Genomic DNA, 26,673 nt, shown 5'->3' with positions numbered 1-26,673 from the left:
ACATTCCTAGATTAATCGGCCGGTCCTGACAAATGCGTTCGGGTCTCGTCACGAGGTCCGGCCCCTTCGCGGCCGATAGCCGAGGTCGGCGATGGCCCTGACCGTGCATTCACGAACGGCCAGAAACGAGGGTACGGTCGTGAGCACGTCCAGCGAGATCGCCTCGGCGAGTTCCTCGTAGAAGTCCTCGATCGGGCGGCCCAGCCGATCGACCAACCGGCGGATCGGCACCTTCGGTTCGCCGATCCTCTCGACGTCCCTCGGGCGACCGGGCACCCCGAGATCGGCGTCGGCCCATCGGACCCCGAGCACACTCCGCAATGCATTCCCGTCGGCGAGCACCCAGGCCTCGGACTTGCGGACCGGGACGACCGGGACCCATCTCTCGGGGCGGGACGTCCCCCACGCCTCGGCGAGCGGGTCGAGCCATTCACGGCGTACCCGGTCGGTGTTGCCGTCCTGATCCCGGTGAACGAAGACCAGGTGGAAGGTGTCGGCGTTCGCCTCGACCACACCGATGATCTCCGGAACGGTGGGCGGGCGTTGCCGACGGCGGAGCACCGTGACCTGGTCGACGTCCACATCGTCGGCGAAGTCCGTCGCGCAGACGTCCTCCAGGGAACGGCGCAGCAGGAAGGGCAGGAACCGGTCGTCGGAGGAACCCTCGGCGATCAGAGCCGATGTCAGGAACCGCATCAGGCCTCCAGCGCCTGGCGTACTTCGAAGTCCGCGATCTCGGCGGGACTGATCAGGCGCCGGTTCGGATCCAGGTCGTCCTGAGCCGCCAACGCGGGCCGGCGGCCGGCCGAGATGAGCCGCGGTTGCGTCACCTTGCTGCGGGACCGGCCCGGAAGAATTCGTGTCACCGTCGTCAGGAAGACCGCATCCGGCCGAACCCCGTCGTCCTGAGCCGGTCCCAGCGCTCGCAGGATCGCCGGCGAGTGGCTGGTGAGGAGCACCTGTGTGAGCGGTGCGACGGGATCCTCGTCGCGCGACCGGACAGCCCTGTCGACCACCGCGCGAAGACGCTGAATCAACGTGATCAAGCGCTGCGGGTAGATGCCGTTCTCCGGTTCCTCAAAACACAGCACCCCCGAATGAGCGGGGTCGTAGGCCGCGGTGAGAAGTGCCGCCGCCCGGAGGGTGCCGTCGGAGGCGACCCGCGCAGAGACGGCTTCGCCGCGGCCCCGGGCCCGAAACTCGATCTCCCGGCGACGCCTCCTGCCGTCCTCGTCGATCTGCACGCCGCTGACGTCGGAGATGACACCGGCGAGATCCGCGGAGATGTCGCCGAGGACACCGTCCGGGCGATCCGGCGTGGCCGTCAACCCCGCGATCCGGTGCAATGTATTGGGTAGGTGCGCACCGTCAGAGCCTAGAATGTCGGGTTCGTCGTACCCGTCCGGTCGTCGTAGTGCCGCAGGATCGAGGTGCAGATTCCGCCAGGATTCCAGTTCCCGTTTCAGCGCGAAGAGCGTCGCCGACTCGCTCGTCGTCCCGATGACCGACAGAACGGTCGCCGTCGCGTTCGCCGCGGGTAAGGCCACGCTGTGGGCATCGGGGGATTCGTGCCGGATTTCGAATCGTCGCGCCGCGGGCGGCCCTACGGTGTCCAGGAAGCGGAAGTCGCCGTCCACCGCCCGGAGGGATTCGTGCACCACGTATGGCCGTGAGCCCACCGACTGCGGCCGAAGCTGGATGACCAACTCGTAGCGGACCCGAACGACGCTCAACTCCCGGGTCGCGCCGAACGCGTCGGTGATCGTGCCGTCCAGCAGCACCTCGACCGCGAACCGCATCTCCGTACCGCTGCGGCCCTCAGCGTCGCGGTGGAAGATCTCGGAGATGTCACCGCGGACGTGCTGGGCCGCCTCGGCGACCGGCTGACCGGCCAGCCGGGAGAGGAACCGGAGCGCATCGAACAGGTTTGACTTGCCGGCGCCGTTGCGCCCCAGCACCACCAGGAACGGCGGCACGTCCAGGGCGAAATCGCGGAAGGTCTTGAAGCCGTCGATCTCGATGCGAGTGAGCACTCCGGTTCCTCCTGAGACTAGAGCGCCGGCGGGGTGAGCGTGCCGACGGCGGACTCCAGCGCGGCGGCGACCCGGTACATCCGGTCGTCGGCCATGGTGGGGGCCATGATCTGGAAGCCGACCGGCAGGCCCTCGGAGAGCCCGCAGGGGACCGAGATGGCCGGCCCGCCGTACAGGTTCGTCGGGATGGTGAAGAGGTCGGCGAGGTACATCTGGTACGGGTCGCTGGTGCGCGACCCGAACGGGAACGCCGTGAACGGGGTGGTCGGCGAGACGAGGACGTCGACCTGCTCGAACGCGGACTGGAAGTCCCGGGTGATCAGGGTGCGGACCTTCTGCGCCTGACCGTAGTACGCGTCGTAGTAGCCCGACGAGAGCGCGTACGTGCCGAGGATGATCCGGCGCTTGACCTCCGGGCCGAAGCCCTCGTCGCGGGTCAGGGACATGACCTCTTCGAGGGAGCGGTTGCCGTCGTCGCCGGTGCGCAGGCCGTACCGCACGCCGTCGAAGCGGGCCAGGTTGGAGGAGGCCTCGCTGGGGGCGATCAGGTAGTAGGCCGGGAGGGCGTACTCGAAGTGCGGGCAGGACACCTCGACGATCTCGGCGCCCAGCTTGACCAGGGCGTCCAGCGACTCCCGGAACGCGGCGGTCACGCCGGGCTCGGAGCCGTCACCGGCGAACTCCTTGACGATGCCCAGCTTGACGCCGGTCAGGTCCCCGTTCTTGCCGAGCCGCGCGGCGGCGACCACGTCCGGAACGGACTGGTTGATCGACGTCGAGTCGCGCGGGTCGTGGCCGGCGATGACCGCGTGCAGCAGGGCCGCGTCCTCGACCGTCCGGGCGCAGGGCCCGGGGGTGTCCAGCGACGAGGAGAACGCGATCAGGCCGTAGCGGGACGTGCCGCCGTAGGTCGGCTTGGCGCCGACCGTGCCGGTGACCGCGCCGGGCTGACGGATCGAGCCGCCGGTGTCGGTGCCGATGGCCAGCGGCGCCTCGTAGGCGGCGATGGCGGCGGACGAGCCACCACCGGAGCCGCCCGGGATGCGACCGAGGTCCCACGGGTTCTTGGTCGGGCCGTAGGCCGAGTATTCGGTCGACGAGCCCATCGCGAACTCGTCCATGTTGGTCTTGCCCAGGATCGGCATGCCGGCGGCCTTGAGGCGCGCCACGATCGTCGCGTCGTAGGGCGGCTTCCACCCCTCGAGGATCTTGGAGGCGGCGGTGGTCGGGATGCCCTCGGTGGCCACCACGTCCTTCACCGCGATCGGCACACCGGCCAGCGGACCGGTGACCTCGCCCCTGTCGACCCGCTCCGCCGCGGCCAGCGCCTCGGCGCGGGAGACGTGCAGGAACGCGTGCACCCGGTCGTCCACGGCCGCGATCCGGTCCAGGTGCGCGGTCGCCACCTCGACGGCCGACACCTGCTTCGTCGCGATCAGGTCGGCCAGCGACGCGGCGTTCAGCCTGGTCAGGTCGGTCACAGTCACTCCTCCTCGTCCAGGATGCGCGGCACCCGGAACCGGCCCTCGTACGCGTCGGGCGCCCCGGAGAGGGCCGCCTCCTGCGTCAGGCTCGGAGTGGGAACGTCCTCGCGGTACACGTTGGTCAGCGGAACGGAGTGGGAGGTCGGCGGGATGCCGTCCGCGGCCACCTCACCGACCCGGGCGACCGACTGCAGGATCACGTCGAACTGCCCCGCAAATCGATCGAGTTCCTCTTCGGTCACGGCGAGCCGCGACAGGCGCGCCAGGTGCGCTACCTCTTCGCGGGAGATGGCGGCCATCCTGCCCCCTCGTTGCTTGACGGAATACACGTAAGCCGAGATTCTATTTCGCCCCGATTCCTCGGCCGGATCGGGCGGTACCGGTTCACCCAGTCCGTCAACGCGGCGGCGGGCATCGGGCGGGCGTGGAACCAGCCCTGGGCGGCGTGGCAGCCGAACGCGGCGAGCATCAGCCAGCTCGCCTCGTCCTCCACACCCTCGGCGACGGCCCGCAGTCCGAGCGCCTCGGCCAGGTCGATCACCGAACGGACGATCGCGGCGTCCCCGTGCGCGGTGGTCATCCCGAGGACGAACGAGCGGTCGATCTTCACCTCGGACAGCGGCAGGCGGCGCAGGTGCTGCAGGGACGAATAGCCGGTGCCGAAGTCGTCGAGCGAGATCGCCACCCCCATCCGGTGCAGCCGGGTCACCGTCGCGAGGACCCGGTGCGGGTCGGCCATCAGCGCCGACTCGGTGATCTCCAGTTGGAGCAGGTCGGCGGGGACCCCGTAGCGGTGCAGGAGCGCGCCCACCCGGTCGGCGATGTCCCCGGCGTGCAGGTCGCGGGCGCTGACGTTGACGGCCGCCCGCAGCGGCCGGCCCTGTTCGCGCCACCGGGCGAGCTGGCCGATCACCTCCTCCAGCACCCGGGCGGTGAGCAGGCGCATCACCGGCGTCGGCTCGGCCACCCGCAGCAGCTCCGCGGGCCCGACCAGGCCGCGGCGCGGGTGCCGCCAGCGCAGCAGCGCCTCGACGCCCACCACCTCGCCGGTCGCGATGGCGATCTGCGGCTGGTAGTAGAGCACTATCCCGTCGCCGGGCGGGTCCTGCCGCAGCGTGCTGCGCAGGTCGGCGAGCAGGGCGAGACGGTCCGGCGCGTGGTGGGTGGCGTCCGGCCCGTGCACCGCGATCTGGTCGCCGCGCTGTTTCGCCTCGTACATCGCGGCCTCCGCCTCGCGCAGCAGGGTGCTGCCGTCGCGGCGGCCGGACTGCAGGGCGATCCCGATCGAGGCGCTCAGCTCGACGGTGGTGCCGTCCAGCGGGAACGGGCGGCTCAGCGCCTCGGCCAGGTGCTGGGCGATGCCGCGGGCCGAGGACGGGCCGTCGACCCGGGTGGCGAGCACCGCGAACTCGTCACCGCCGAGCCGGACCACCAGGTCGTGGTCGGGGACGACGTCGGTCAGCCGGTCGGCGACCCGGGTCAGCAGGCGGTCGCCGGCACCGTGGCCGAGCGCGTCGTTGACCGTGCGGAACCGGTCCAGGTCGAGCAGGAGCAGGGCGCGGCGCCGGTCGGTGCCGGGGTCGGCGGTGGCGGTCTGCAACGCCCGGCGGTTGGGCAGCCCGGTGAGGGCGTCGAAGCGGGCGGCACGTTCGGATTCGCCGGCCCAGCGCACCGTCCGGTGCACGGCGTGCAGCGCGAGCAGGGCGAGCGGCAGCAGGGCCGGGCTGACCCGCGCGGCGACCAGCACCACCGGCCCGAGCAGCAGCAGGGCGGCGGTGGCCAGCAGGTCCGCGTGGCCGCGCCGGCGGTGCGGCCGGGGGCGCCCGTCGGTGGTCCAGCGGCGGACCAGGGCGGCCACCGCGTACCGGGCGGCGATCCAGGCGGCGGCCGCGGCGCAGGTCAGGGCCGCGTCGCGCCAGTCCGGGCCGGGTCCCAGGCGCAGTGAGGCGAGCCCGGCCACGGCGGCCGCCGCACCGAGCGCCACGGTGTGCTGGAGGGCGAGGTGCAGGGTGCGGCGCTGGGGTTGCCGCATGCGTACGCCCGCCACCGCCACCGCCGCCAGCTGGACGACCAGCGCCGGGGCCGGTCCCCAGGCCAGCAGGATGGCGAAGGTGAAGCAGATCGACGGCAGGATGACGGCGCTGGCCCGCCGGCCGGGCACCACGTAGGGCCGGGCGTCCACGACGAGCGCGAGTGCCGCCATCGCCCAGAAGGCGGTGGGCAGCCCGGCGAACGACGCGCTGTGGGCGGCCCAGAGCAGCAGGTCGGCGCCGAGGACGGCGACCGACGTGACGATCATCGTGCGCCGGAGTCGCGGTCCGGCCATCCGCGGGCAAGCGGCATCCATGTGACCTCCACGATGGCCTCGATCACCGATCGAATACACCATAGATCCATATGGCGCGTTGTACGCGAAACCGACTACCTGCTAATTAAACCGGCAATAGCCCCACGCTGCGCATTCGCCTCTATTTCACCCGGTAGTGTCCACCTCGGCGACCGCGCGGGCCGCCTCCGGACCGTCCGCCAACAGGACCGCGAACCCGGCCTCGTCGAGCACCGGCACCTTCAGCGACAGGGCCTTGTCGTATTTACTGCCGGGGTTGTCGCCGACCACCACGAACCCGGTCTTCTTCGACACCGAACCGGTCACCTTGCCGCCCCGCGAGGTGATCGCCTCGGCGGCCTGGTCGCGGGTGTGACCGGCCAGCGTGCCGGTCACCACGACGGTCAGGCCCTCCAGCGGGCGCGGCCCGGTGTCCACCCGCTCGTCGGCCATCCGCACCCCGGCCTCGCGCCACTTGCGGACGATCTCGCGGTGCCAGTCGACGGTGAACCACTCGCGCAGGCTCGCGGCGATCGTCGGCCCGACCCCGTCCACCTCCGCCAACGGGTCCACCGCGGCGACCGGCTGGGAGACGATCTCCTCGATCGCGGCCATCGAACCGAACTCGCGGGCCAGCGCCTGCGCCGCGGTCGGCCCGACGTGCCGGATGGAGAGCGACACCAGCACCCGCCAGAGCGGGCGTTCCCGCACGCCGGCCAGGTTCTCCAGCAGTTTGGTCGCGTTGGTGCCGAGGCTGCCGTCCTGGTTGACGAAGAACGGCGAGCGCCGCAGGTCGTCCTCGGTCAGGGCGAAGATGTCGCCCTCGTCGGTGACGATGTGCGCGTCGAGCAGCGCCTGGGCGGCCTTCCAGCCGAGCACCTCGATGTCCAGCCCGTTGCGCGAGGCCAGGTGGAAGACCCGCTCCCGCAGCTGCGACGGGCACGACCGGGTGTTCGGACAGCGGATGTCGACGTCGCTCTCCTTGGCCGGCGCGAGCGGCGTGCCGCAGGCCGGGCACTCGGTCGGCATCACGAACGCCCGGGCGTCGGCCGGCCGCAGCTCCATCACCGGGCCGAGCACCTCCGGGATCACGTCACCGGCCTTGCGCAGCACCACCGTGTCGCCGATCAGGACGCCCTTGCGGACCACCTCCTGGGCGTTGTGCAGGGTCGCCTGCGCCACCGTCGAACCGGCCACCTTGACCGGCTCGAGCACCGCATACGGCGTGACCCGGCCGGTGCGTCCCACATTCACCGCGATGTCGAGGAGCTTGGTGTTGACCTCCTCGGGCGGGTATTTGTAGGCGATGGCCCATCGGGGTGCCCGGCTCGTCGACCCCAGCCGGCCCTGGATCGCCACCGCGTCGACCTTGACCACCACGCCGTCGATCTCGTGCTCGACCGAGTGCCGGTTCTCCGCGTAGAACGCGATGAACTCCCGCACCCCGGCCAGATCGTCGACCAGCCGCCACCGGGTGCTCGTCGGCAGGCCCCAGGCCCGCAGCGCCTCGTAGGCGTGCGACTGCGAGGCCGGGGTGAACCCCTCGCGCGCCCCGATGCCGTGCACCACCATGCGCAGGCCCCGGGACGCGGTGATCCGCGGGTCCTTCTGCCGGAGGCTGCCGGCGGCCGCGTTGCGCGGGTTGGCGAACGGCGCCTTCCCCTGCTCGACCAGGGTCGCGTTGAGGCCGGCGAACGCCTCGCCCGGGAAGTAGATCTCGCCGCGCACCTCGAGCAGCTCGGGCACGTCGTCGCCGGTCAGCCGCTCCGGGATCTCGCGGATGGTCCGCACGTTGGGCGTGACGTCCTCCCCGGTGCGCCCGTCGCCGCGGGTCGCGCCGCGCACCAGCCGGCCCTTCTCGTAGGTCAGGTTGATGGCCAGGCCGTCGACCTTGAGCTCGCAGAGGAACGGGACCGGGCCGCCGGCGTCGCGGATCGTGCGCTCGGCCCAGGCGGCCAGCTCGCCCTCGTCGAAGACGTTGTCGAGCGACATCATCCGCTCGGCGTGCTCCACCGGGGTGAACAGGGTGGAGAACGACCCGCCCACGTTCTGCGTCGGGGAGTCGGGGGTGCGCAGCGCCGGGAACTCGGTCTCCAGCGCCTCGAGCTCGCGCAGCATCACGTCGAAATCGGCGTCGGACACCGTCGGGGCGTCGAGCACGTAGTAGCGATATTGATGCCCGCGAACCTCGTCGGCCAGCTCCGCGTGCCGGGCACTGGCCTGTGACGTGGGGTCCTTGACAGCGTCGGACACCGGAACCTCCTGAGACTGAAACCTAAGAAGGCACGGTAGTCGCCCCCACCGACAGAACGGGGGTCACACCTCGGCGATACGCCGTCCGGCCTCGGAGCAGGCCTTCAGAACATCCCGCGCGTACGACGGAGAGGCCCCCGCCAGACCGCAGGCCGGCGTGATCACCACCTGCCGGGGCAGCAGCGCGGCCGGGAAGCCCAGCCGCTGCCAGAGGGTCTGGACCCGGTCGGCGATCTGTTTCGACGTGATCCGGCCACCGGCGGCCGGGGTGGTCGGCGCCGCCCCCGCGAAGATCGCCAGCCCGGCCTCGATCGCCTCGCCGAGCGGGTCCAGATCGGTGAGCAGCGACAGGTCGAGGGCGACCGCGGTCGCACGGGCGTCCCGCACCACCTGCAGCGGCAGTCCGGGCGCGCAGCAGTGCAGCACCACCGGCACACCGACGGCCTCCACCACGGTCCGCAGGCCGGTCGCGGCGTCCGGGCCGTCCACCTCCCGGTAGGCCGACAGCCCGCTCTCGGTCGGCACCCGACCGGCCAGCACGGTCGGCAGCGACGGCTCGTCCAGCTGGAGCAGGACCGTCGCGCCCGGCACCCGTTTGCGCACCTCGGCGACGTGCCGGCGCAGACCCTCGGCGAGCGAGTCGGTCAGGTCCCGCACCGCGCCCGGATCACGCAGCATCCGGCCGCCGATCGGCAGTTCGAGGCTCGACGCCAGGGTCCACGGGCCGGCCGCCTGGATCTTCAGCGGGCCGGTGTAGCCGTCGGCCTGCTGGGTGAGCTGGTCCAGGTCGCGTTCGAGCAGGTCGGCGGTGCGGCGCATGTCCTTGCCGGGGCGGGACGCGATCTGCCAGCGGCCGGTGTAGAGCTGCACCGGCATCTCGACCAGGAACCCGGCGCCGCGGCCGATGATGTCCGCGCCCGGGCCCCGGGCCGGGAGCTCGGGCAGGTGCGGCAGGCCGGGCAGCTCACCGAGGACGATCCGCTGGGCCTCGGCGATGTCGGTGCCGGGCAGCGAGCCGATGCCGGTGGCGACGCCGGCCTCCCACGGGAAGTCAGGCATGGGCGGACGCCCGGGTGCCGGCCGCGATGGTGGCCGAGCCGAGCACGATGTCGCCGTCCGGGTCAGGCTGGTAGGCGACGATGGCCTGACCGGCGGCGACGCCGCGGGCCGGGCTCTTCAGCCGGGCGGTCACCAGGCCGTCGGAGATCGACACGTCGGCGTCGACGACATCCCCGTGCGCCCGCAACTGCACCTGAATATCCGACATCTCCGAAAAATTCATTTGAATCGGCCGAGTCGCCGTCACCGTGTCGACCTCGAGATCCTCGCGCGGCCCGACAGTCACCGTGTTCGTCACCGGAGTGATCGACAGAACGTAGCGCGGACGGCCGTCTGCGGCCGGGACCCGCAGGTCCAGCCCCTTGCGCTGACCCACGGTGAAACCGTAAGCCCCGTTGTGCGTGCCGAGCGTCTCCCCGGTGCGCCCGTCGACGATGTCGCCCGGCGCGCTGCCGAGCCGGCTCTCCAGGAAGCCACGCGTGTCACCGTCGGCGATGAAGCAGATGTCGTGCGAGTCGGGTTTGTCCGCCACCGCCAGACCACGGGACGCCGCCTCGGCCCGGACCCGCTCCTTGGTCCAGTCGCCGAGCGGGAACATCGCCCGGTCAAGCTGCTCACGGGTCAGCACGGCCAGCACATACGACTGGTCCTTGGCCAGGTCGACGCTGCGGCGCAGCAGACCGTCGGCGCCCAGCCGCGCGTGGTGGCCGGTCACCACCGCGTCGAAGCCCAGGGCGATCGCCCGGTCCAGCACCGCCTCGAACTTGATCTTCTCGTTGCAGCGCAGGCACGGGTTCGGCGTGCGCCCCGCGGCATACTCCCCGACGAAATCGTCGACGACGCTCGCATGGAACTCCTCGGCCATGTCCCACACGTAGAACGGGATGCCGATCACATCGGCGGCGCGGCGTGCGTCCCGGGAATCCTCCAGGGTGCAACAACCGCGGGCGCCGGTGCGGAACGTCTGAGGGTTGCGCGACAGCGCCAGGTGGACGCCGGTGACGTCGTGCCCGGCCTCCCGGGCGCGCGCGGCGGCGACCGCTGAATCGACGCCACCCGACATGGCCGCAAGAACTCGCATGGACGAAGCCTATCTGGGTGTCTTCCACGCCCCGGCCCGGCGGGCCCGCTCGACCGCCCCCGGCAGCACTGCCAACAGCGCGTCCACGTCCGCCTCGACGCTGTCGTGTCCCAGGGTGAAACGCAGCGACGAGCGGGCCCGGGCGTCGTCGGCACCCATCGCCAACAGCACGTGGCTGGGCTGGGCCACCCCTGCCGAACAGGCCGAACCGGTCGAGCAGTACACCCCCTGCGCGTCCAGGAGCATCAGCAGCGCGTCACCCTCGCAGCCGGGGAAGGAGAAGTGCGCGTTCCCCGGCAGCCGGTCGCCCTCGGCACCGTTGTAGATCACATCCGGGACCGCCTCACGAACCCCGGCCACCAGGACGTCACGCAGGGCGGCGACGCGGGCGGCGTATTCCGCGCGGGTCTTCACCGCGGACTCCACCGCTGTCGCGAACGCCACCACACCGGCCGTGTCCAGCGTCCCGGAACGCACGTCGCGTTCCTGGCCGCCGCCGTGCAGCAACGGCGTACACGGCACGTCCCGGCCCAGCAGCAGCGCGCCCACCCCGACCGGGCCGCCCACCTTGTGGCCGGTCAGTGTCAGCGCCGAGGCGCCGCTCGCCGCGAAGTCGACCGGCACCTGACCGACCGCCTGCACCGCGTCCGTGTGGAAGGGCACACCCGCGGCCGCCGCCAGCCGGGCCAGCTCGGCGATCGGCTGCACCGTGCCGACCTCGTTGTTGGCCCACTGCACGCTGATCACCGCGAGCCGGTCGGCACGCTCGCCGAGCACCGCGGCCAGCGTCTCCGGCGTCACCCGCCCACTGCCGTCCACGTCCAGCGAGACCACCTCGGCGCCCTCGTGCGCGCCCAGCCAGTCGACCGCGTCGAGCACCGCGTGATGCTCGACCGACGAGGAGGCCACCGCGGTCCGCTCCGGCCCGGCGGTCCGGCGCGCCCAGAAGACGCCCTTGACGGCCAGGTTGTCGCTCTCGGTGCCGCCGCTGGTGAACACCACCTCGCTGGGCCGGGCCCCGAGCGCCGCCGCGACCCGCTCCCGCGACTCCTCGACCAGCCGGCGCGCGTTACGCCCGGCCGCATGCAGCGACGACGGATTGCCGACCTCCCGCGCCGCGGCGACATAGGCGTCGAGCGCGGCGGGAAGCATCGGCGTGGTCGCCGCGTGATCCAAATACGCCATCGTTCCCCAGCTTAGGCTCAGGTTCCGGAGATCAATTCAACGGATCAAATCAAGATCATGTCGTAGCGGGGTGGGCGGTACAGACCGTCGCTCCCGCCGAGGACCCGGCGGACTTCGCTGGCCGCTGGCGCGTCCACAACGCTCAGGCCACCGGGTGGCCTGCGTGAGTGGTTGCGCCCGAAATCAACCCCGGAACCCGGCTCCTGCTTCCGGGGTGGGGGACTTTGGGCGTACCCCTGAAAAAGGCCCGGCGGAAAGCCGCCGGGCCGTCTTCAGATGGTGGTTCTACTTACGCTTGCGGATCTCGTCGGCGGCCTGCGGGACGACCTTGTTGAGGTCGCCCACGACGCCGTAGTCGGCCAGCTCGAAGATCGGAGCCTCGGCGTCCTTGTTGACGGCGACGATCGTCTTCGAGGTCTGCATGCCGGCCCGGTGCTGGATCGCACCGGAGATGCCCAGCGCGATGTAGAGCTGCGGCGACACCGTCTTGCCGGTCTGGCCCACCTGGAACTGGTGCGGGTAGAAACCGGAGTCGACCGCCGCACGGGACGCGCCGACCGCGCCGCCGAGCAGGTCGGCCAGCTCCTCGACCAGCGCGAAGTTCTCCGCGGAGGCGACGCCGCGGCCACCGGAGACGACGATCGACGCCTCGGTGAGCTCGGGGCGGGAGCCCTTCTTCTCGGCGACCCGCTCGACGACCCGGGTCAGCTTGTCGGCGTCGCTGACCGCGACGGTCAGCTCCTCGACGGCAGGGGTGGCCGGGGCGACCTCGGGGGTGACCGAGTTCGGGCGGATGGTGACGATCGGCAGGCCGCGGGTGACCTTGGACTTGACGATCGTGGAGCCGGCGAAGACCACCTGGGTGGCGGTGCCGTCGGCCTCGACCGCAACCGCGTCGGTGAGCAGGCCGTTGTCCAGCTTGATCGCCAGGCGGCCGGCGATCTCCTTGCCCTCCTGGGTGGAGGCGAGCAGCACGGCGGCCGGCGACACCGACTTCACCAGCTCGGCGACCACGGTGGCCTTGGGGGCGACCAGGTAGTTCTGCACGTCCTCACCGGACGCGGCGTAGATCTTCTCGGCGCCGTACTCGGCGAGCTTCTCGCTCACCGCCGCGACGTCGCCGAACACCACGGCGCTCGGCGTGCCGAGTCCGCGGGCGATGGTCAGCATCTCGAGCGTGACCTTCTTGACGCCGGTGGCCTCCGAGGCCTCGACGACGACCAGTACCTCAGCCATGTCTCTCTCCCCTGTCCCGGCTCAGACGAACTTCTCGGTGGCGAGGTACGCGACGAGCTGCTCGCCGGCCGTGCCCTCGTCGACGATCTTGGCGCCACCGGCGCGCGGCGGCCGCTTGGCGAACTCGACGACGCTGCTGGAGGCACCGGCGAAGCCCACCTCGTCGGCGGAGACGCCCAGGTCGCCCAGGGCGAGGCTCTGCACCGGCTTCTTCTTGGCGGCCATGATGCCCTTGAAGGACGGGTACCGCGGCTCGTTGATGGTGTCCCAGACGCTGACGATCGCCGGGGTGGAGGCGGTGAGCACCTCGTAGCCCTCGTCGGTCTGCCGCTCGATGGTCAGCTGGGTGCCGTCCACGGTGAGCTTGCGGGCGCCGGTGAGGGCGGCCACACCGAGACGCTCGGCCAGCATGTGCGGGACCACCTGGACCCGGCCGTCGGTGGACTCGGCGCCGCACAGGATCAGGTCGGCGTCGAGCGTGCCCAGAGCGGCGGCGAGCACCTTGGAGGTGGCCACGGCGCACGAGCCGTGCAGCGCGTCGTCCTGCACGTGGACGGCCTTGTCGGGGCCCATGGACAGGGCTTTGCGGATCGAGTCGGTCGCGCCGGCCGGGCCGACCGTCAGCACGGTCACCTCGCCGCCGTGCGCTTCCTTGATCTTCAGGGCTTCCTCGATGGCGTATTCGTCCATCTCGTTGATGACGTTGCCCGAGCCGCGTTCGATCGTGTTGTCGCTCGCGCTCAGGGTGCGCTCGGCACCGGAGTCGGGTACCTGCTTCACCAGTACGACGATGTTCATCGCGCTCCTACGACCCTCCTGAATTGAACGCACCGTTGCAGTCGGCCCTGCCGCCCGCCCGAAGCCTGCCCGGCCGTTTCACATTGCGGCAAGGTTACCCGCCAGTAGCTTCAGTGTTGCCGGCCACCCAGAGTGACACACCTCACCCGTGAGGCGATCGGGATCGCTACAGTGGGCAATGAGGGGGTGTCACGACATGTCCGGCCAAAACGTAACGCTGGTGGACGGGTGGACGCCGCCCGCGTCCCATACTCCACCACGCCCGGAACACGCCGAGCCGCAGACCCACGGCCGCGTCGCCCCGGACTCGCCGTGGTGCCGGTGCGGCCATCTGCGCGAAGGCTGCGTCAGTGACGAAGTCCGCATCCTCTGGCACGGCATTCTCGACCCGGCAGGTCAATAATCGGCCACGTGTCAGGTGGCCTTTCGCTGTGGTTCGACCGGGATCCCCGCTCCGCGACGGGGCGCACCCCCGACTACCGGTTCTCGCTGGCCAACGAACGCACGTTCCTCGCCTGGATCCGCACCGGGCTGGCCCTGATCGCCGGCGGGCTGGCCTGCGCCCAGTTCCTGCCGCCGCTCCCGGTCGCCTACCTCCGCGAGATCATCGCGATCCTGCTGCTGGTGCTCGGCGGTCTCGTGGCGCTACGGGCCGTGGACCACTGGGCACGCACCGAACGGGCCATGCGGCTCGGCACCGCGCTGCCCCGCTCCCGGTTCCCCGCCGTGCTGGCGATCGTCGTCGCACTCGGGGCGGTGGCCCTGATCGCCGCGGTGCTCATCCAGGTCACATGAGCTGCGCGGAACACGCCCACGACCCCGGCGCCTGCCCGGCCGAGCCGCGGGATCCGGGCGCCTCACCGGAACGCACCCGCCTCGCCTGGCGGCGCACCACCCTGTCCGCCGCGGCGGTCGCCCTGCTCGCCGTCCGGCCCGCCTTCGACCCCGGCGCCGGACCGGCACAATGGCTGGTCACCGCCCTCGCCATGCTCGGCTGGACGGCGATGGCGGGCCTCTCGCTGCACCGCGCGCGAGGCCTGCGGGACAGGTTTCCGGCCGTCGCGCCCCGCTCGATCACCGCCTACGCGACGATCACGGTGGCCCTCGCGGTCCTCAGCGGATGGGTTGTCATGCTCTGATCGTCGCCGGGATGGCATACGCGGGGCATCATTGCGAGCATGGTCCGGTTGTTCATCCTTCTGGCAGCGGCGGCGCTCGTCCTGCTCATTCTGGCCCTCATCAGTGGCCTCGCCGCGGACCGCGTCCGGAACCTGCCGCGCGCGCTCTGGATCGTGGTGATCCTGCTCATCCCGATCGCCGGGCCGATCGCCTACCTCGCCTGGGGCCGCCCGGTCACCCGCACCACCCCACGACGTGCTCCACGCCCCGCCTCCCCGGACGACGACCCGGACTTCCTGCGCTCGATGGACGTCGACAAGTCGCGGCGCGACGGCGAGTCGCTCAGCCAGTGGGAACGCGAGCTGAACCGCGACGACGAGCAGCAGCAGCCCTGATGCCCGCCCTGCCGGTCAGGCGAGGTTCGCACTGCGCGGATAGGCATCGGCCGGGTCGGTGAGCACGTTCACCAGATAGGGCACCCCGGCGTCGAAGGCCCGGCGCAGCGCGGGGGCGATACCGCTCGCCCGGTCCACGGTCTCGCCGGCCCCGCCGAGGGCGCGGACCACCGCGTCGTACCTCAACCCCGGCTGCAGGTCGGCGGCGACGTCGTAGCCGTACATCGCCCGCATCGGGTGCTTCTCCAGACCCCAGACACCGTTGTTGCCGACCACGATCACCACCGGCAGGTTCTGCCGGACCAGGGACTCCACGTCCATCAGCGAGAACCCGGCCGCCCCGTCGCCCAGCAGCACACAGATCTGCCGGTCCGGGAACGTCACCCGGGCCCCCATCGCGTAACCCATGCCGGTGCCGAGACAGCCGAACGGCCCCGGGTCCAGCCACGTCCCCGGCCGGGCCGGTTCCAGGTAACGGCCCGCGTACGAGACGAAATCCCCGCCGTCGCCGATCGTCACCGCCTCCGGTTCGAGGATCCGGCGCAGTTCCCCGTACACGCGGGCGGGTCTGACCGGATCCGACGCGGCCGTCATATCCTCGGCGTCGCGGGCCCGCCCGGCGTCCTCAGCCGACCGCAGACCGGCCAGCCAGTCCTCGTGCGAGGCCCGCGCCCCGGTGTAGCCGGCGAACGCGGCCAGGATCCGGCGCAGGTCACCGGCGGGCGAGACGGCGGGTTCGACGTGCGCGGCCCGCTGCGACGGGGCGTCCACCACGTGCACCACGGCGGCGTCGCCGAACTCGCCGAAACCGAGCCGGAAGTCGAGCGGCGTGCCGATCACCGCGACCACGTCGGCGGCGCTCAGGGCGGCCTTACGGGCCCGGGAGAACGCCAGGGGATGACCGGGCGGCAGGGCTCCCCGGCCCATCCCGTTGGTGAACACCGGCGCCCGCAGCGTCTCGGCGGCGGCCCGCAACTCGGCGACGGCGTCCCCGGCCCACACGTCCGACCCGGCGACGATCACCGGGCGGGCCGCGGTGGCGAGCAGTTTCGCGGCCCTGGCCACCTCGTCCGGGTCGGCCTCCAGCACCGGGACCGCCGGTTCGCCCGGCGGGGCCGCCTGCGCCGTGGAGAAGATCACTTCGAGGGGCAGGTCGAGGAAGACCGGGCCGCGGTGCGGCGTCCGGGCCACGGTGAGCGCCGCCGCGATCTCCCCCGGGATCGACGCGGTGGCGGTGACCGTGGCGGCGTACCGGGTGACCGGGGCGACCAGCGGGACGTGGTCGAGTTCCTGCAGGCTGCCCGCGCCCCAGCGGAACCCGGGCGCCCGGCCGGCCAGCACCAGGACCGGCGAACCGTTGAAGTGGGCGCTGGTCAGGCCGGAGATGCCGTTGGTCACGCCCGGCCCGGCGGTGAGCACCGCGAGACCGGGACGGCGCTGCAGCTTGGCGACCGCCTCGGCGGCGAAGACCGCGGACTGCTCGTGGCGCACGTCGTACAGGCCGAAGCCGGACTCGTGCGCGGCCGCGTAGAGCGGGAACACGTGACCGCCGGACAGCGTGAACATCTCGGTGACACCGTGCGCCCGCAACGCCGCGAGTGCCAGCTCCCCGCCGTGCCCTTCGATCATCACCGCTCCTCGCCGTCTACGCCACGCCCAGCAACCTCAGGATGTCGTTGAAGACGTCGATCGCGTCCTGCTCCAGGGGGTTGCCGTTGGCGTACCCGTAGGCGAGCACCAGCGCCGCGATCGGCACCAGGATCATGGTGAGCAGGCTCAGCACGATCTGCAGGAACCGCAGGAACCCACCACGGCGCCGGGTCTTCCGCGCCTTGCCGGCCGGGGCCTGCGGCTCCGTGGCCCGCGACGTGGCCGGGGCCGGGCGCGGCGCGGCGGCCACCGCACGGCCCTGCGACGCCGGGCGCACCGACCCCATCGCGGGCGAGACCGGACGGGTCTGCGCCGCCACCGGGGAGATCGGCCGGGCGTGTGCCACCACCGGGCGCGTCTGCCGCGGCACGCGCGGCGCCGGTCCGGCATTCCCCGGGAGTACGCCGGAAGCACCGTTCCGCTGCTGCGGCAGTGCCCACGCCTCCCGGGGCGGCGGTGTCGCGGCCGCGGTGGCGTCCGGGTCCGGCCGCCAGGAGGCCGGGTCGGCGTCCGGCCACGGGTCGACCGGCGGCCGTAGGTGCACCGGCAGGTCCTCCGGCGCGATGTCGTCGGCGACCGGCTCCGGCCGCAGGTCCACCCGCAGCTCGGTCTCGGCGTCGTCACCGGGCAGGTCGGCGGAGGTGAGACGGGCCGTCTCCCGGTCGTCCTCGATCTCCGCCGACGACGGCTCGTCGGCGGCGGCCGCGGCCGCCAGCACCGCGGACGGGCGGGACGGGACCGGCGTGGTGGCCGGCCGGCCCACCGGCACCGCGATGACGGCTGACGTCTCGGGCGGGGTGTCCAGGCGGTACTTCGACGGCAGGCGCATCTCGGTCGTCGGACCGGGTGCGGCGGGCTCACTGGTCAGCAGGGCGGCACCGGCCAGGATGCTGCCCTCGGCCACCACCAGCTCCGGCTGCTCGATCACCACCGGCGGGTCGCCCAGCGCGCGGTGCAGCAGCGTCGCCACCAGCGGGATCCGGCTCGCACCGCCGACCAGGAAGACCCCGGCCAGCCGGCCCTCCTTCAGGTCCGCCCAGCGCAGGATGTTCTCGGTCACCTTCACCGTCTGGTCGAGCAGCGGACGGGCCACCGTCTCCAGTTCGTCCCGGGTGAGGTGCGCCTCGACGTCGAGCAGCGGCACCACGAAGTCGGCCGACTGCGCCCGGGAGAGCCGCTCCTTGGCGATCCGGACGTCGTCCCAGAGCTGGCGCCGGGCCCGGCGCTCCTCGACCGTGCCCGGCTCCATCAGCGGGGCCCACTCGTCGGACTTCAGATGCTCCACGACGGCGGCGTCGACGTCCAGGCCGCCCAGGTCGTCCCGGCCGTCGACGGCGAGCACCTCGAACCCGGACGAGGTGCGGGCCACCACGCTGGCGTCGAACGTGCCGGCACCGAAGTCGTGCACCACCACGACCGAACCGATCGGCACGTCCCGGCCGAGGACCTCGGCGAAGTAGGTGGCCGCGGCGACCGGCTCGGCGACCAGACGGGCACCCTCCAGCCCGGCCCGGGCGGCGGCCTCGGCCAGCAGCGTGCGGCGGGTCGCACCCCAGGTCGCGGGGCAGGTCAGCGTGACCTCGGGGTGATACGGGCCGACGGCACGGTGCCACTCCTCAGCGACCCGGGCCAGCACCGCGGCGATCAGCTCGACGGTCTCGAACTCCTGCTCGCCGAGCAGCACCAGGCCGTCGTCCACCCGGCGTTTCGGGTTCGGCTCGAACCGGGCCGGGTCCAGCCGCGCGCTGTGCACGGCGTCCCGGCCGACCAGCAGGGTGCCGTCGGCGGTCGCGTACACCGCGGAGGGAAGCAGTGGGGAGCCGTCGACCAGGATCGGGCGGGCGCGGCCGTCCGGCCATCGCGCCACGGCGACGGTGTTCGAGGTCCCGAAGTCGACGCCGAGGGCGTACCGCTTCGGACCACCCTGGTCGATGGACATGACCGCAGTGTAGGCAATGACCGGCCGGAACCGTTTGATCCACTACCGCCCGGTGAACTTCGGCTTCCGCTTCTCGACGAAGGCGGTGGTTCCTTCCACCCGATCGTCGGTGGCGAACAGCCCCGCGAACAGGTGCGACTCCAACGCGAGTCCCGAGGCCAGGTCCATGTTCAGCCCGGCGTCGACGGCCTGTTTCGCCGCGCGCAACGCCAGAGCGGGCCCGGTGGTGTACGGCCGGACAAGGTCCACGGCTGTCGTGAACACGTCCGAAGACGGCACGACACGGTCGGCGAGTCCGATTCGCAGTGCCTCCTGCGCGTCCACCATCCGGCCGGAGAAGATCAGATCCTTGGCGCGGGCCGGGCCGACCAGACGGGCCAGCCGCTGGGTGCCGCCGGCCCCCGGGATCAGGCCCAGCCGGATCTCCGGCTGACCGAGCTTCGCGTCGTCGGCCACCACCCGCCAGTCGCAGGCCAGCGCCAGCTCACAGCCACCGCCCAGGGCATACCCGGTGATCGCCGCCACCACCGGCTTGGGGATCCGGGCGACCGCGTCGAACGCGCTGGAGAGCGCCTCGGCCCGGGCCACCATCTGCTGATAGCCGACCGTGGTGAACTCGGTGATGTCGGCGCCGGCCGCGAACACCGTCCCACTGCCGCACACCACCACGGCCCGGACCGTGTCGTCGGCGGCCGCCTCGTGCGCGGCGGCCCGCAACTCCTCCTGGACACGGGTGTTCAGGGCATTCATCGGTGGCCGGTCCAGCCGGATGGTGCCGATGCCCTCAGCTGTCTCCCACCGTACGAACTCGCCCACCGTGCCTCCCTCGTCCGGTGCCGTTTCGCCGCCAGCCTACGACGGGTAACAGATACATTGGGTCCCCTGGGGAGGGAAAGATGACCACGTACTACCGGGATCCGGAAGTGCTGATCACCACATCCGGAGTCCGGATGAACGGCCGCGAGTTCCGGCTGCCCGACCTCCTCCAGGTCTGGTACACCCGGGGCGCACGCTCGTGGGGAGTGATCGTCTTCCGGGGCGCTCTGGGCCTGGCGATCCTGATGCCGCTGCTGCTCGGCGCCCTCGCCGTCGGCATCGCGCTGCTGATGGACGCGTCGATCGGCAACACCGCCGCGCTGGTCGTCGGCGGCATCCTGATCGGCCTGGCCACCGTCCCCGTCGCCGACCTGCTGCTGGAACGCGTCGACCGGTCCTACGACCGGGGCAGCCGCAGCATGGAGATCTGGGGACGGGTGCCGGACGGCGAGGTGCTGCTGCTGCGCACCACGAACGCGCAACGGTTCGGCCGGATCTACCGCGCCCTGCAACGGGCCCTCGAGCCGGCGGCCCACCGATGAGACGCGACGCCGCGGGCCTGGCCGCCCTGCTCGCCACCGCCGGCGTGCTGCACTTCGCCAGACCCCGCCCGTTCGACAGCATCGTGCCGCGGTCCCTGCCCGGGTCGCCGCGCACCTGGACCTACCTGAGCGGCGCCGCGGAGATCGCCGTGGCGGCCGCGGTGGCCCACCCGCGCACCCGGCGTGCCGGTGGGCTGGCCGCCGCCGCGCTCTTCGCCGCCGTCTTCCCCGCCAACGTCAAGATGGCCGTGGACTGGCGGCACGCCCCGCCCGCGCGCCGGGCCGTCGCGTTCGGCCGGTTGCCGCTGCAGGTCCCGCTGATCGTCTGGGCGCTCCGCGCTTCCCGTCCCCGCCCCGATCAAACCTCCTCGCCGAAACCCTGACCTGCGGATTCCGCGATTCTCCCAGTGCCGGGTCGCCGGAACGGGAACCATCGAAGGCACTATGAAGGCCACTCGGGTACGCCCTACGGGCAAGGAACGGACGTTCAGCGACAACGAGCTGATCGTCACGAAGACCGATACGCGCGGTGTGATCACCTATGCGAACGACGTCTTCCTGCGCATCTCGGCATTGGACGAGGAGGACGCGGTCGGACAGCCGCACAACGTGATCCGTCACCCGGACATGCCCCGGGCCGTCTTCAAACTGCTCTGGGACACCCTCAAGGACCGGCGGGAGATTTTCGCGTACGTCGTGAACCTCGCCTCCGACGGCGCGCAGTACTGGGTGTTCGCCCACGTCACACCCTCCTTCGACGACAGCGGACGGGTGGTGGGGTACCACTCCAACCGCCGGGTCCCGACCCGGGCCGCGATCACCGCCGTCGAGGAGCTGTACGGGGTGCTGCGCAACGCGGAACGCCGCCACGACCGGGCGCAGGACGCGACGATGGCCGGCAGCGCCGCCCTCGACCAGGTGCTCGCCGAACGCGGCCGCACCTACGACGAACTGGTTTGGGAACTCGCCACAGGAGGACGCCGATGAGCCGTGAGGTGGAGACCGAGGAGGAGGCGCTCTACATGATCGCCGACGTGTGCCGTCGCGGCGCCGGTGGCGATCTCGAGGCGCGGGTGCCCCCGCTCGGCGAATCCGAGGCGGCGATGGACGCCCGGCTCGCCATCAACGAACTGCTGGACCGGACCGACGCGTTCGTCCGCGAGGCCGGGGCGTCGTCGGCGGCCAGCGCCAACGGCGACTTCCACAGGCGGTTCCTGGTCGCCGGCATGGGCGGGGCGTACCGCCGGGCCGCCGAGCAGATCAGCAACTCCGGCGACGCGATGAGCGAGAACGCCGCGAAGATCGGGGAGGCGGCCAAGGCCCGGCTGGCACTCGCCGACGAGCTGGAGTCCACGGTGCTCTCCGTCTCCGAGCAGATCTCCACCTCGGCCGTGGAGATGGGACGCTCGGCGAGCGGGCTCTCCGACTTCGCCCGGCACGCGGTCACCGACGCCGAACAGGGCCTGGAGACGGTCACCGAGCTACGGCGCTGCTCCGGTCAGATCCGGCACGCGGTCGACCTGATCAACCGGGTCGCCATGCAGACCCAGTTGCTCTCCCTGAACGCGTCGATCGAGGCGGCCCGCGCGGGCGCCGCCGGTCGCGGCTTCTCGGTGGTGGCCAACGAGGTCAAGACCCTGGCCAACGAGACCGGCGAGTCCAGCGGCGAGATCATGGACCAGGTCGACGCGGTGCAGCAGGCGTCCGCGGACGCGGTCCGGGTCCTCCGCTCGGTCACCGACAAGATCAAGGAGATGAGCGGGCTGATCGACGGGATCGCGTTCGCCGTCGAGGGCGGCGAGACGACCGAGGAGAGTGGCCTGACCCAGCTCGCCGATGTCCTCAAGGTGGAGGTCCAGCGTTTCCTGGTGACCGCCCGGGCCTCCTGACCACCCAACCGTCAACCACGGCTCGTTCGGGGCCGGGCTCATCCGGGGCCGGGCCCGTGGACGGATCAGGCCGCGTGGACGGATCAGGCCGCGTGGACGGATCAGGCCGCGTGGTAGATCGACTCGATCTCGTCGCGGGTGGGGAGCGCGGAACTGGCGCCCACCTTGCGCACGCAGGCGGCGCCGGCGGCGTTGGCCCAGCGGATCGCGTCGAGGATGTCGCGCCCCTCGCCCCAGGCCACTGCCAGCGCGCCGGTGAAGGCGTCGCCCGCGGCCGTGGTGTCGGCGACCTCGACGCGGAACGCCGGGACGTGCGCGTCGGCACCGTCGCGGTCGGCGTACCGGGAGCCGGCACCGCTGAGCGTCAGCACCACCCGGGGTACCAGGGCGAGCAGGGCGGCCATCACGTCACCGCCGGCCGCGCCACCGGTGATCTCGTGCGCCTCGGTCTCGTTGACCACCAGCAGGTCGACCTCGTCGAGCAGGCCGGCCGGCAGGTCACGGGCCGGAGCCGCGTTCAGGATGGTGCGGGTGCCGCCGGCCCGGCCGGCGCGCAGGGCGGCGAACACCGTCTCCAGCGGGATCTCCTGCTGGCAGAGCAGGACGTCGGCGGCGGCGATCGTCGCGGTCTCGTCGTCGGTGAGGCCGGTGAACGAGCGGTTCGCCCCCGGGCTGACCAGGATCGAGTTCTCCCCGGCCCGGTCCACCATGATCACCGCGACGCCGGACGAGCCGTAACTGGTGCGGACCCGGCTCATGTCGACACCGGACGCGTCCAGCCGCGCGTTGAGGGTGACACCGAAGGCATCCGACCCGATCGCGCCGAGGAACGCCGTCTGCCCGCCTGCCCGGGCTGCGGCGATGGCCTGATTGGCCCCCTTGCCGCCCGGGATCATGACGAAGTCGTCGCCGAGCACGGTCTCACCCGGCCGGGGCAGGCGTTCGGCCAGCCCGACCAGGTCCATGTTCGCGCTGCCGGCGACGACGACCCGCGGGGTCATTCAGCCGGCCCGGGCCGTGTAGCGGTCGCCGAACCGGTCGACCACCAGCGGCAGGCCGAACGTCTTCGACAGGTTGTCCGCGGTGAGCACCTCACCGAGCAGACCGGCCGCGACCACGGTGCCCTCGCGCAGCAGCAGCGCGTGGGTGAAGCCGGGCGGGATCTCCTCGACGTGGTGGGTGACCACGACCATCGCCGGGGCGTCCGGGTCGAGCGCCAGCTCGGTCAGGTGGCCGATCAGCGTCTCCCGGCCGCCCAGGTCCAGCCCGGCGGTCGGCTCGTCGAGCAGCATCAGCTCGGGGTCGGTCATCAGCGCCCGGGCGATCTGGGTGCGCTTGCGCTCGCCCTCGGAGAGGGTGCCGAACTCGCGGTCCACCAGCGACGCCATGCCCAGCTGGGCGAGGAGTTCCCGGGCCCGAGCCTCGTCCTGCGGGTCGTACTCCTCGCGCCAGCGGCCGACGACCGACCAGGCGGCGGTGACGACCACGTCGAGGACCCGTTCGCCGGGCGGGATCCGGTCGGCGAGACGGCCGGTGGTGATGCCGACCCGGGTGCGCAGCTCGTTGACGTCGGTGCGGCCCAGCTTCTCGCCCAGCACGTACGCCGTGCCGGTGGACGGGTGCAGACCGGCCGAGGCGAGGTTGAGCAGGGTCGTCTTGCCGGCGCCGTTCGGGCCCAGCACGACCCAGCGTTCGTCCAGCTCGACCTGCCAGGACAGACTGTTGATCAAGAAGTTCCCGCTGCGGACCACGCTGACGCGATCGAACGCGATGACGGTGTCCTCGTCGGGCGGAAGGGATACGGCGGACTCAGGCACGCGTCCATCCAACCACGCGCCTGCCGAGACGCCCGACGGCGTGCCGGAAGCGATCCCGGTCAGTCCGTCGTCGAGCCGAAGACCTCGTCCCGGACGGCGTCCAGTGCGGTCCGCAGCGCGCCGTGCAGCACCGGCTCGGCGGCCACCTGCGTCACCACGATCCGCGGCGAGACCAGGGTGATCGCGGCGACCTCGCGTTCCACCCGCTCGGCCAGTTCGGGACCGCCGGCCCGGCCCACCTCGCCGGCCAGCACCACCAGTGGCGGGTCCAGCACCACGCAGGTGGCGGCGACGCCGAGCGCCAGGCGGCGGGCCAGTTCGTCGAGCACCGGCTCACCGGCCGGGCCGGCGGCGACCGCGGCACGCACCACGTCGGACGCCTCGGCGCCGCGGAAGCCGTACTGCTTGCCGATCGCCCGGACCGCGTCCGCACCGGCCAGGGCCTGGAACGCGCCCTTCACCCCGCGGCGGGACGCGTTGTGCGGCACCTCGGCGCCGGCCACCGGCAGGTAGCCGATCTCCCCGGCGGCACCGGTGGCGCCCTGGTGCAGGCGGCCGGCGATGACCGTGGCGAGGCCGACGCCGCGACTGATCCAGATCAGGGCGAAGTCGCTCACTCCGGCGGCCGCGCCGGTGCCGGATTCGGCGACCGCGGCGAGGTTCACGTCGTTGCCGAAGAAGACCGGGGTGCTCAGGTCGCGGCGCAGTTCGGCGAGCAGCCCGCGCTGCCAGCGGGGCAGGTCGTGGGCGAACGAGATCTCGCCGGAGACCGGGTCGACCAGTCCGGGGGTGCCGAGCACGACGCGGCGGACCGAGGACATGTCGGTGCCGGCCTCGCCCGCGGCCTGGACCACGGCGTTGTGCACCACGCCGACCGGGTCGTCGGTGTCCTTGGTGCTCTGCTCGACCCGGCTGACGATCGCGCCGGTGATGTCGGCGCAGGCGGCCACGACGCAGTCCGGTCCGACGTCGACGCCGATCACGTGGGCGCTGCCGGGGGTCACCGCGTACAGCTGGGCGTTGGGCCCGCGTCCGCCGGCCTGTTCACCGACCCGGCGTACGAGTCCGCGCTCCTCCAGGCGTTCCACCAGCTGGGAGGCGGTGACCTTGCTGAGACCGGTCATCTCGCCGAGCTGTGCCCGGGTCAGCGGACCGCGGGTGAGCAGCAGGTCCAGCGCCGCACGGTCGTTGAGGGCGCGCAGCAACCGGGGCGTGCCCGGAAGGCGGGTGGCTGCCATAGCGTTGTCCCCTAATACTAAGGAATCTTTCCTGTTACAGTGTCGACGCTGAACACGCAGCGGAAGCGTAACGGTAGGCGACGCCGCGGAGCCGGAGGGTGCCCCATCGACTCCGAGCGATCATGGCAGCTCGCAGGCCGTACCGGCCACTGCCGTCGCACCCGGAGGAACACATGGCGACCGACCCCGGACTCCGCAGACTCGCGCTGGGCACCCTGCTCGCCGCGTTCGACGGCCCGTCCGCACCGGACTGGGCCCGCGCACTGCTCGCCGAAGGGCTGGCCGGGCACACCCTGTTCGGCGCCAACGTGACCGATCCCGGCCAGCTCACCCGGCTCACCGCCGACCTGCGTGCGGCCCGTCCCGACGCGCTGATCGCGATCGACGAGGAGGGCGGCGACGTCACCCGGCTCGGGCACCGGACCGGCAGCCCGTACCCCGGTAACGCGGCGCTCGGCGCGGTCGACGACCCCGAACTCACCCGCCGGGTGTACGCCGCCATCGGCTCCGACCTGGCCACCGCCGGGATCAACCTGAACCTCGCGCCGACCGTGGACGTCAACACCGCCGCGGAGAATCCGATCATCGGCACCCGCTCGTTCGGCGCCGATCCGGACCTGGTCGCCCGGCACAGCGCGGCCGCGGTCACCGGACTGCAGGTGGCCGGCGTGGCCGCGTGCGCCAAGCACTTCCCCGGCCACGGCGCCACGGTCACCGACTCCCACCTCGAACTGCCGACCGTGGACGTGCCGCTCGACGTGCTCCGCGAGCGGGACCTGCCACCGTTCGCCGCGGCGGTGGCCGCCGGGGCGCAGGCCGTGATGAGCGCGCACATCCGGGTTCCGGCGCTCACCGGCGAGCGGCCGGCCACGTTCAGCCGCGAGGCGCTGAGCGGCCTGCTGCGCGGCGAGTACGCCTTCCGCGGCGCGATCGTCACCGACGCCCTGGAGATGCGGGGCGCCGCGGCGGTGGCGGGCGGGATCCCGCAGGCCGCGGTAGCCGCGCTGGACGCCGGCGCCGACCTGCTCTGCATCGGCGCCCAGGTGAACCGGGAACTGGTCGAGGCGGTGGCCGCGGAGATCGCAGCGGCGACCGGGGACGGGCGGCTGGGACTCGATCGGCTGGAGGACGCGGCGGCCCGGGCCGCGGCCCTGGCGGCGTGGAGCGCGAGCCCGCGGGCCGTCACCGCGCACGACCCGGAGCTCGGCCTTGCGGCCGCCCGGCGTGCCCTGCTCGTCGAGGGTTCGGTGGCGGAGCTGGCGTCGCCGCTGGTGGTGCAGTTCGTCGCGGGCCACTCGATCGCCGAGGGCCGGGTGCCGTGGGGTCTCGGACCGCACCTGAACGGGACCGAGGTCGTCGAGGTGGTCGCCGCGTCGACGACTCTGGAGTCGCTGGCCGCCCGGGCCGGTGACCGTCCGATCGTGCTGGTGGGGCGCCGGATCCACCGCTCGCCCGCGATCCGCGGGCTGATCGAGAAACTGGCGGTGGAGCGACCGGTCGGCGTGGTCGAGATGGGCTGGCCGTCGTCGTGGCGTCCGGTCGGCGTCCGGCTGTTCCTGACGACGTACGGCGCCAGCCTGGCGAACGGCCGCGCCGCGGCGGAAGCCTTGCACCTGGCCTGACCACCGGCGGGGGCCGGGCGGCGCCCCGCGGCCGCGACCCGGCGGGCGGCCTGCGCCCACGCGGCCACGCCGGGAGGTGTGGTCGCGGTGGTGGAGGGCTCGACGCGTACCCCCGAAGATCTTCGAGGTCTGCACTTGAACGTGTTCAACAGAGGGTCTACGTTCATGAGGTCACTAGTTGAACGCGTTCA

At 72.3% G+C, this 26,673-nt stretch carries 25 protein-coding genes; 8 read left to right on the top strand and 17 right to left on the bottom strand.

Translation table 11 applies throughout. The annotated features are described in order from the left end of the window. Positions 1-48 precede the first annotated feature (48 nt). The 11 genes from QSK32_RS19960 to QSK32_RS19910 form a co-directional block, all read right to left on the bottom strand. Positions 49-696: a DUF4276 family protein gene (locus tag QSK32_RS19960; RefSeq protein ID WP_285472716.1), complete on the bottom strand. Its 648-nt coding sequence runs from the start codon at positions 694-696 to the stop codon at positions 49-51. Next, positions 696-2,033 carry an AAA family ATPase gene (locus QSK32_RS19955; protein ID WP_052720467.1) on the bottom strand — a complete coding sequence of 446 codons (1,338 nt, stop codon included), beginning with the start codon at positions 2,031-2,033 and terminating at the stop codon, positions 696-698. Before QSK32_RS19955 ends, QSK32_RS19960 begins: the two co-directional genes overlap by 1 nt. A gap of 17 nt (positions 2,034-2,050) precedes the next feature. Further along, on the bottom strand, positions 2,051-3,514 hold the full coding sequence (gene gatA / locus QSK32_RS19950) for an Asp-tRNA(Asn)/Glu-tRNA(Gln) amidotransferase subunit GatA (protein ID WP_045742473.1): 1,464 nt from the start codon (positions 3,512-3,514) through the stop codon (positions 2,051-2,053). Between the two features lie 2 nt (positions 3,515-3,516). Then, complete coding sequence (gene gatC / locus QSK32_RS19945; protein ID WP_045742472.1) at positions 3,517-3,816, bottom strand: Asp-tRNA(Asn)/Glu-tRNA(Gln) amidotransferase subunit GatC; 300 nt, start codon at positions 3,814-3,816, stop codon at positions 3,517-3,519. Then, positions 3,789-5,864: a putative bifunctional diguanylate cyclase/phosphodiesterase gene (locus QSK32_RS19940; protein WP_083449012.1), complete on the bottom strand. Its 2,076-nt coding sequence runs from the start codon at positions 5,862-5,864 to the stop codon at positions 3,789-3,791. Before QSK32_RS19940 ends, gatC begins: the two co-directional genes overlap by 28 nt. 126 nt (positions 5,865-5,990) lie before the next feature. Further along, a complete protein-coding gene (ligA, locus tag QSK32_RS19935) occupies positions 5,991-8,096 on the bottom strand; it encodes an NAD-dependent DNA ligase LigA (protein ID WP_045742471.1) in 2,106 nt (701 codons plus the stop codon). A 63-nt stretch (positions 8,097-8,159) separates the two neighbouring features. Continuing rightward, on the bottom strand, positions 8,160-9,155 hold the full coding sequence (locus tag QSK32_RS19930) for a uroporphyrinogen decarboxylase/cobalamine-independent methonine synthase family protein (RefSeq protein WP_285472715.1): 996 nt from the start codon (positions 9,153-9,155) through the stop codon (positions 8,160-8,162). Then, positions 9,148-10,236, bottom strand: coding sequence for a tRNA 2-thiouridine(34) synthase MnmA (gene mnmA / locus QSK32_RS19925; protein WP_045742469.1), 1,089 nt, complete (start codon positions 10,234-10,236; stop codon positions 9,148-9,150). The genes QSK32_RS19930 and mnmA overlap by 8 nt, the downstream gene beginning before the upstream one ends. 9 nt (positions 10,237-10,245) lie before the next feature. After that, entirely contained in the window at positions 10,246-11,421 is a 1,176-nt protein-coding gene (locus QSK32_RS19920) for a cysteine desulfurase family protein (RefSeq protein ID WP_045742468.1), read from the bottom strand. Positions 11,422-11,706: 285 nt separating this feature from the next. After that, positions 11,707-12,657: an electron transfer flavoprotein subunit alpha/FixB family protein gene (locus QSK32_RS19915; RefSeq protein ID WP_045742467.1), complete on the bottom strand. Its 951-nt coding sequence runs from the start codon at positions 12,655-12,657 to the stop codon at positions 11,707-11,709. 21 nt (positions 12,658-12,678) lie between these two features. Next, positions 12,679-13,455 (bottom strand): electron transfer flavoprotein subunit beta/FixA family protein, encoded by a 777-nt coding sequence (locus tag QSK32_RS19910; RefSeq protein WP_045742466.1) that lies wholly within the window; start codon positions 13,453-13,455, stop codon positions 12,679-12,681. Positions 13,456-13,866: 411 nt separating this feature from the next. On the opposite strand from QSK32_RS19910, the gene QSK32_RS19905 reads away from it, so the two are divergent. The 3 genes from QSK32_RS19905 to QSK32_RS19895 are packed head-to-tail and all read left to right on the top strand — an operon-like array spanning position 13,867 to position 14,969. Continuing rightward, complete coding sequence (locus QSK32_RS19905) at positions 13,867-14,250, top strand: YidH family protein (protein WP_045742465.1); 384 nt, start codon at positions 13,867-13,869, stop codon at positions 14,248-14,250. Continuing rightward, entirely contained in the window at positions 14,247-14,594 is a 348-nt protein-coding gene (locus QSK32_RS19900) for a DUF202 domain-containing protein (protein WP_045742464.1), read from the top strand. The genes QSK32_RS19905 and QSK32_RS19900 overlap by 4 nt, the downstream gene beginning before the upstream one ends. Before the next feature lie 39 nt (positions 14,595-14,633). Beyond that, the gene (locus tag QSK32_RS19895; protein ID WP_285472714.1) at positions 14,634-14,969 is read left to right on the top strand and encodes a PLD nuclease N-terminal domain-containing protein; all 336 of its coding nucleotides are present in this window, start codon (positions 14,634-14,636) and stop codon (positions 14,967-14,969) included. A gap of 15 nt (positions 14,970-14,984) precedes the next feature. Here the strand turns inward: QSK32_RS19895 and QSK32_RS19890 are convergent, their stop codons facing one another. The 3 genes from QSK32_RS19890 to QSK32_RS19880 are packed head-to-tail and all read right to left on the bottom strand — an operon-like array spanning position 14,985 to position 19,374. Beyond that, positions 14,985-16,598, bottom strand: a complete 1,614-nt coding sequence (locus QSK32_RS19890; protein ID WP_285472713.1) for an acetolactate synthase — start codon at positions 16,596-16,598, stop codon at positions 14,985-14,987. A gap of 16 nt (positions 16,599-16,614) precedes the next feature. After that, positions 16,615-18,558 carry an Hsp70 family protein gene (locus QSK32_RS19885; protein ID WP_045742461.1) on the bottom strand — a complete coding sequence of 648 codons (1,944 nt, stop codon included), beginning with the start codon at positions 18,556-18,558 and terminating at the stop codon, positions 16,615-16,617. Positions 18,559-18,600: 42 nt separating this feature from the next. Then, entirely contained in the window at positions 18,601-19,374 is a 774-nt protein-coding gene (locus tag QSK32_RS19880) for an enoyl-CoA hydratase/isomerase family protein (protein WP_045742460.1), read from the bottom strand. Positions 19,375-19,454: 80 nt separating this feature from the next. Here QSK32_RS19880 and QSK32_RS19875 point away from each other — a divergent pair, with 80 nt between their 5' ends. From QSK32_RS19875 to QSK32_RS19860, 4 genes are all read left to right on the top strand, one after another. Continuing rightward, positions 19,455-19,916: a DUF6232 family protein gene (locus QSK32_RS19875; RefSeq protein WP_045742459.1), complete on the top strand. Its 462-nt coding sequence runs from the start codon at positions 19,455-19,457 to the stop codon at positions 19,914-19,916. Next, complete coding sequence (locus tag QSK32_RS19870; RefSeq protein ID WP_045742458.1) at positions 19,913-20,299, top strand: DoxX-related protein; 387 nt, start codon at positions 19,913-19,915, stop codon at positions 20,297-20,299. Before QSK32_RS19875 ends, QSK32_RS19870 begins: the two co-directional genes overlap by 4 nt. A 61-nt stretch (positions 20,300-20,360) precedes the next feature. After that, positions 20,361-20,903: a PAS domain-containing protein gene (locus QSK32_RS19865; protein ID WP_045742457.1), complete on the top strand. Its 543-nt coding sequence runs from the start codon at positions 20,361-20,363 to the stop codon at positions 20,901-20,903. Next, positions 20,900-21,805: a methyl-accepting chemotaxis protein gene (locus QSK32_RS19860; protein ID WP_045742456.1), complete on the top strand. Its 906-nt coding sequence runs from the start codon at positions 20,900-20,902 to the stop codon at positions 21,803-21,805. Before QSK32_RS19865 ends, QSK32_RS19860 begins: the two co-directional genes overlap by 4 nt. 101 nt (positions 21,806-21,906) lie before the next feature. Here the strand turns inward: QSK32_RS19860 and QSK32_RS19855 are convergent, their stop codons facing one another. From QSK32_RS19855 to QSK32_RS19845, 3 genes are read right to left on the bottom strand one after another with little or no spacing between them, the layout of a single operon-like run. Further along, complete coding sequence (locus tag QSK32_RS19855; RefSeq protein WP_285472712.1) at positions 21,907-22,806, bottom strand: ribokinase; 900 nt, start codon at positions 22,804-22,806, stop codon at positions 21,907-21,909. Then, entirely contained in the window at positions 22,807-23,685 is an 879-nt protein-coding gene (locus QSK32_RS19850; RefSeq protein WP_425394646.1) for an ABC transporter ATP-binding protein, read from the bottom strand. Beyond that, the gene (locus tag QSK32_RS19845; protein WP_045742453.1) at positions 23,682-24,860 is read right to left on the bottom strand and encodes an ROK family transcriptional regulator; all 1,179 of its coding nucleotides are present in this window, start codon (positions 24,858-24,860) and stop codon (positions 23,682-23,684) included. Before QSK32_RS19845 ends, QSK32_RS19850 begins: the two co-directional genes overlap by 4 nt. A 173-nt stretch (positions 24,861-25,033) precedes the next feature. On the opposite strand from QSK32_RS19845, the gene QSK32_RS19840 reads away from it, so the two are divergent. Further along, positions 25,034-26,482 carry a glycoside hydrolase family 3 N-terminal domain-containing protein gene (locus tag QSK32_RS19840; RefSeq protein ID WP_285472745.1) on the top strand — a complete coding sequence of 483 codons (1,449 nt, stop codon included), beginning with the start codon at positions 25,034-25,036 and terminating at the stop codon, positions 26,480-26,482. Positions 26,483-26,673 lie beyond the last annotated feature (191 nt).

This window comes from Actinoplanes sp. NBRC 101535 (assembly GCF_030269225.1).
Classification (GTDB): Bacteria; Actinomycetota; Actinomycetes; order Mycobacteriales; family Micromonosporaceae; genus Actinoplanes; species Actinoplanes rectilineatus.
This window is presented reverse-complemented; position numbering and strand designations above follow the sequence as displayed.

Excerpts from the sequence above, each read along its gene's own strand:
- QSK32_RS19865 (WP_045742457.1), top strand. The coding sequence starts at position 20,361 with ATGAAGGCCACTCGGGTACGCCCTACGGGCAAGGAACGGACGTTCAGC.
- mnmA (WP_045742469.1), bottom strand. The coding sequence starts at position 10,236 with ATGCGAGTTCTTGCGGCCATGTCGGGTGGCGTCGATTCAGCGGTCGCC.
- QSK32_RS19875 (WP_045742459.1), top strand. The coding sequence starts at position 19,455 with ATGACCACGTACTACCGGGATCCGGAAGTGCTGATCACCACATCCGGA.
- QSK32_RS19860 (WP_045742456.1), top strand. The coding sequence starts at position 20,900 with ATGAGCCGTGAGGTGGAGACCGAGGAGGAGGCGCTCTACATGATCGCC.
- gatC (WP_045742472.1), bottom strand. The coding sequence starts at position 3,816 with ATGGCCGCCATCTCCCGCGAAGAGGTAGCGCACCTGGCGCGCCTGTCG.
- QSK32_RS19930 (WP_285472715.1), bottom strand. The coding sequence starts at position 9,155 with ATGCCTGACTTCCCGTGGGAGGCCGGCGTCGCCACCGGCATCGGCTCG.
- QSK32_RS19885 (WP_045742461.1), bottom strand. The coding sequence starts at position 18,558 with ATGTCCATCGACCAGGGTGGTCCGAAGCGGTACGCCCTCGGCGTCGAC.
- QSK32_RS19910 (WP_045742466.1), bottom strand. The coding sequence starts at position 13,455 with ATGAACATCGTCGTACTGGTGAAGCAGGTACCCGACTCCGGTGCCGAG.
- QSK32_RS19900 (WP_045742464.1), top strand. The coding sequence starts at position 14,247 with ATGAGCTGCGCGGAACACGCCCACGACCCCGGCGCCTGCCCGGCCGAG.
- QSK32_RS19960 (WP_285472716.1), bottom strand. The coding sequence starts at position 696 with ATGCGGTTCCTGACATCGGCTCTGATCGCCGAGGGTTCCTCCGACGAC.
- QSK32_RS19840 (WP_285472745.1), top strand. The coding sequence starts at position 25,034 with ATGGCGACCGACCCCGGACTCCGCAGACTCGCGCTGGGCACCCTGCTC.
- QSK32_RS19920 (WP_045742468.1), bottom strand. The coding sequence starts at position 11,421 with ATGGCGTATTTGGATCACGCGGCGACCACGCCGATGCTTCCCGCCGCG.
- QSK32_RS19890 (WP_285472713.1), bottom strand. The coding sequence starts at position 16,598 with ATGATCGAAGGGCACGGCGGGGAGCTGGCACTCGCGGCGTTGCGGGCG.
- QSK32_RS19870 (WP_045742458.1), top strand. The coding sequence starts at position 19,913 with ATGAGACGCGACGCCGCGGGCCTGGCCGCCCTGCTCGCCACCGCCGGC.
- QSK32_RS19845 (WP_045742453.1), bottom strand. The coding sequence starts at position 24,860 with ATGGCAGCCACCCGCCTTCCGGGCACGCCCCGGTTGCTGCGCGCCCTC.
- QSK32_RS19895 (WP_285472714.1), top strand. The coding sequence starts at position 14,634 with ATGGTCCGGTTGTTCATCCTTCTGGCAGCGGCGGCGCTCGTCCTGCTC.
- QSK32_RS19940 (WP_083449012.1), bottom strand. The coding sequence starts at position 5,864 with ATGGATGCCGCTTGCCCGCGGATGGCCGGACCGCGACTCCGGCGCACG.
- QSK32_RS19855 (WP_285472712.1), bottom strand. The coding sequence starts at position 22,806 with ATGACCCCGCGGGTCGTCGTCGCCGGCAGCGCGAACATGGACCTGGTC.
- QSK32_RS19915 (WP_045742467.1), bottom strand. The coding sequence starts at position 12,657 with ATGGCTGAGGTACTGGTCGTCGTCGAGGCCTCGGAGGCCACCGGCGTC.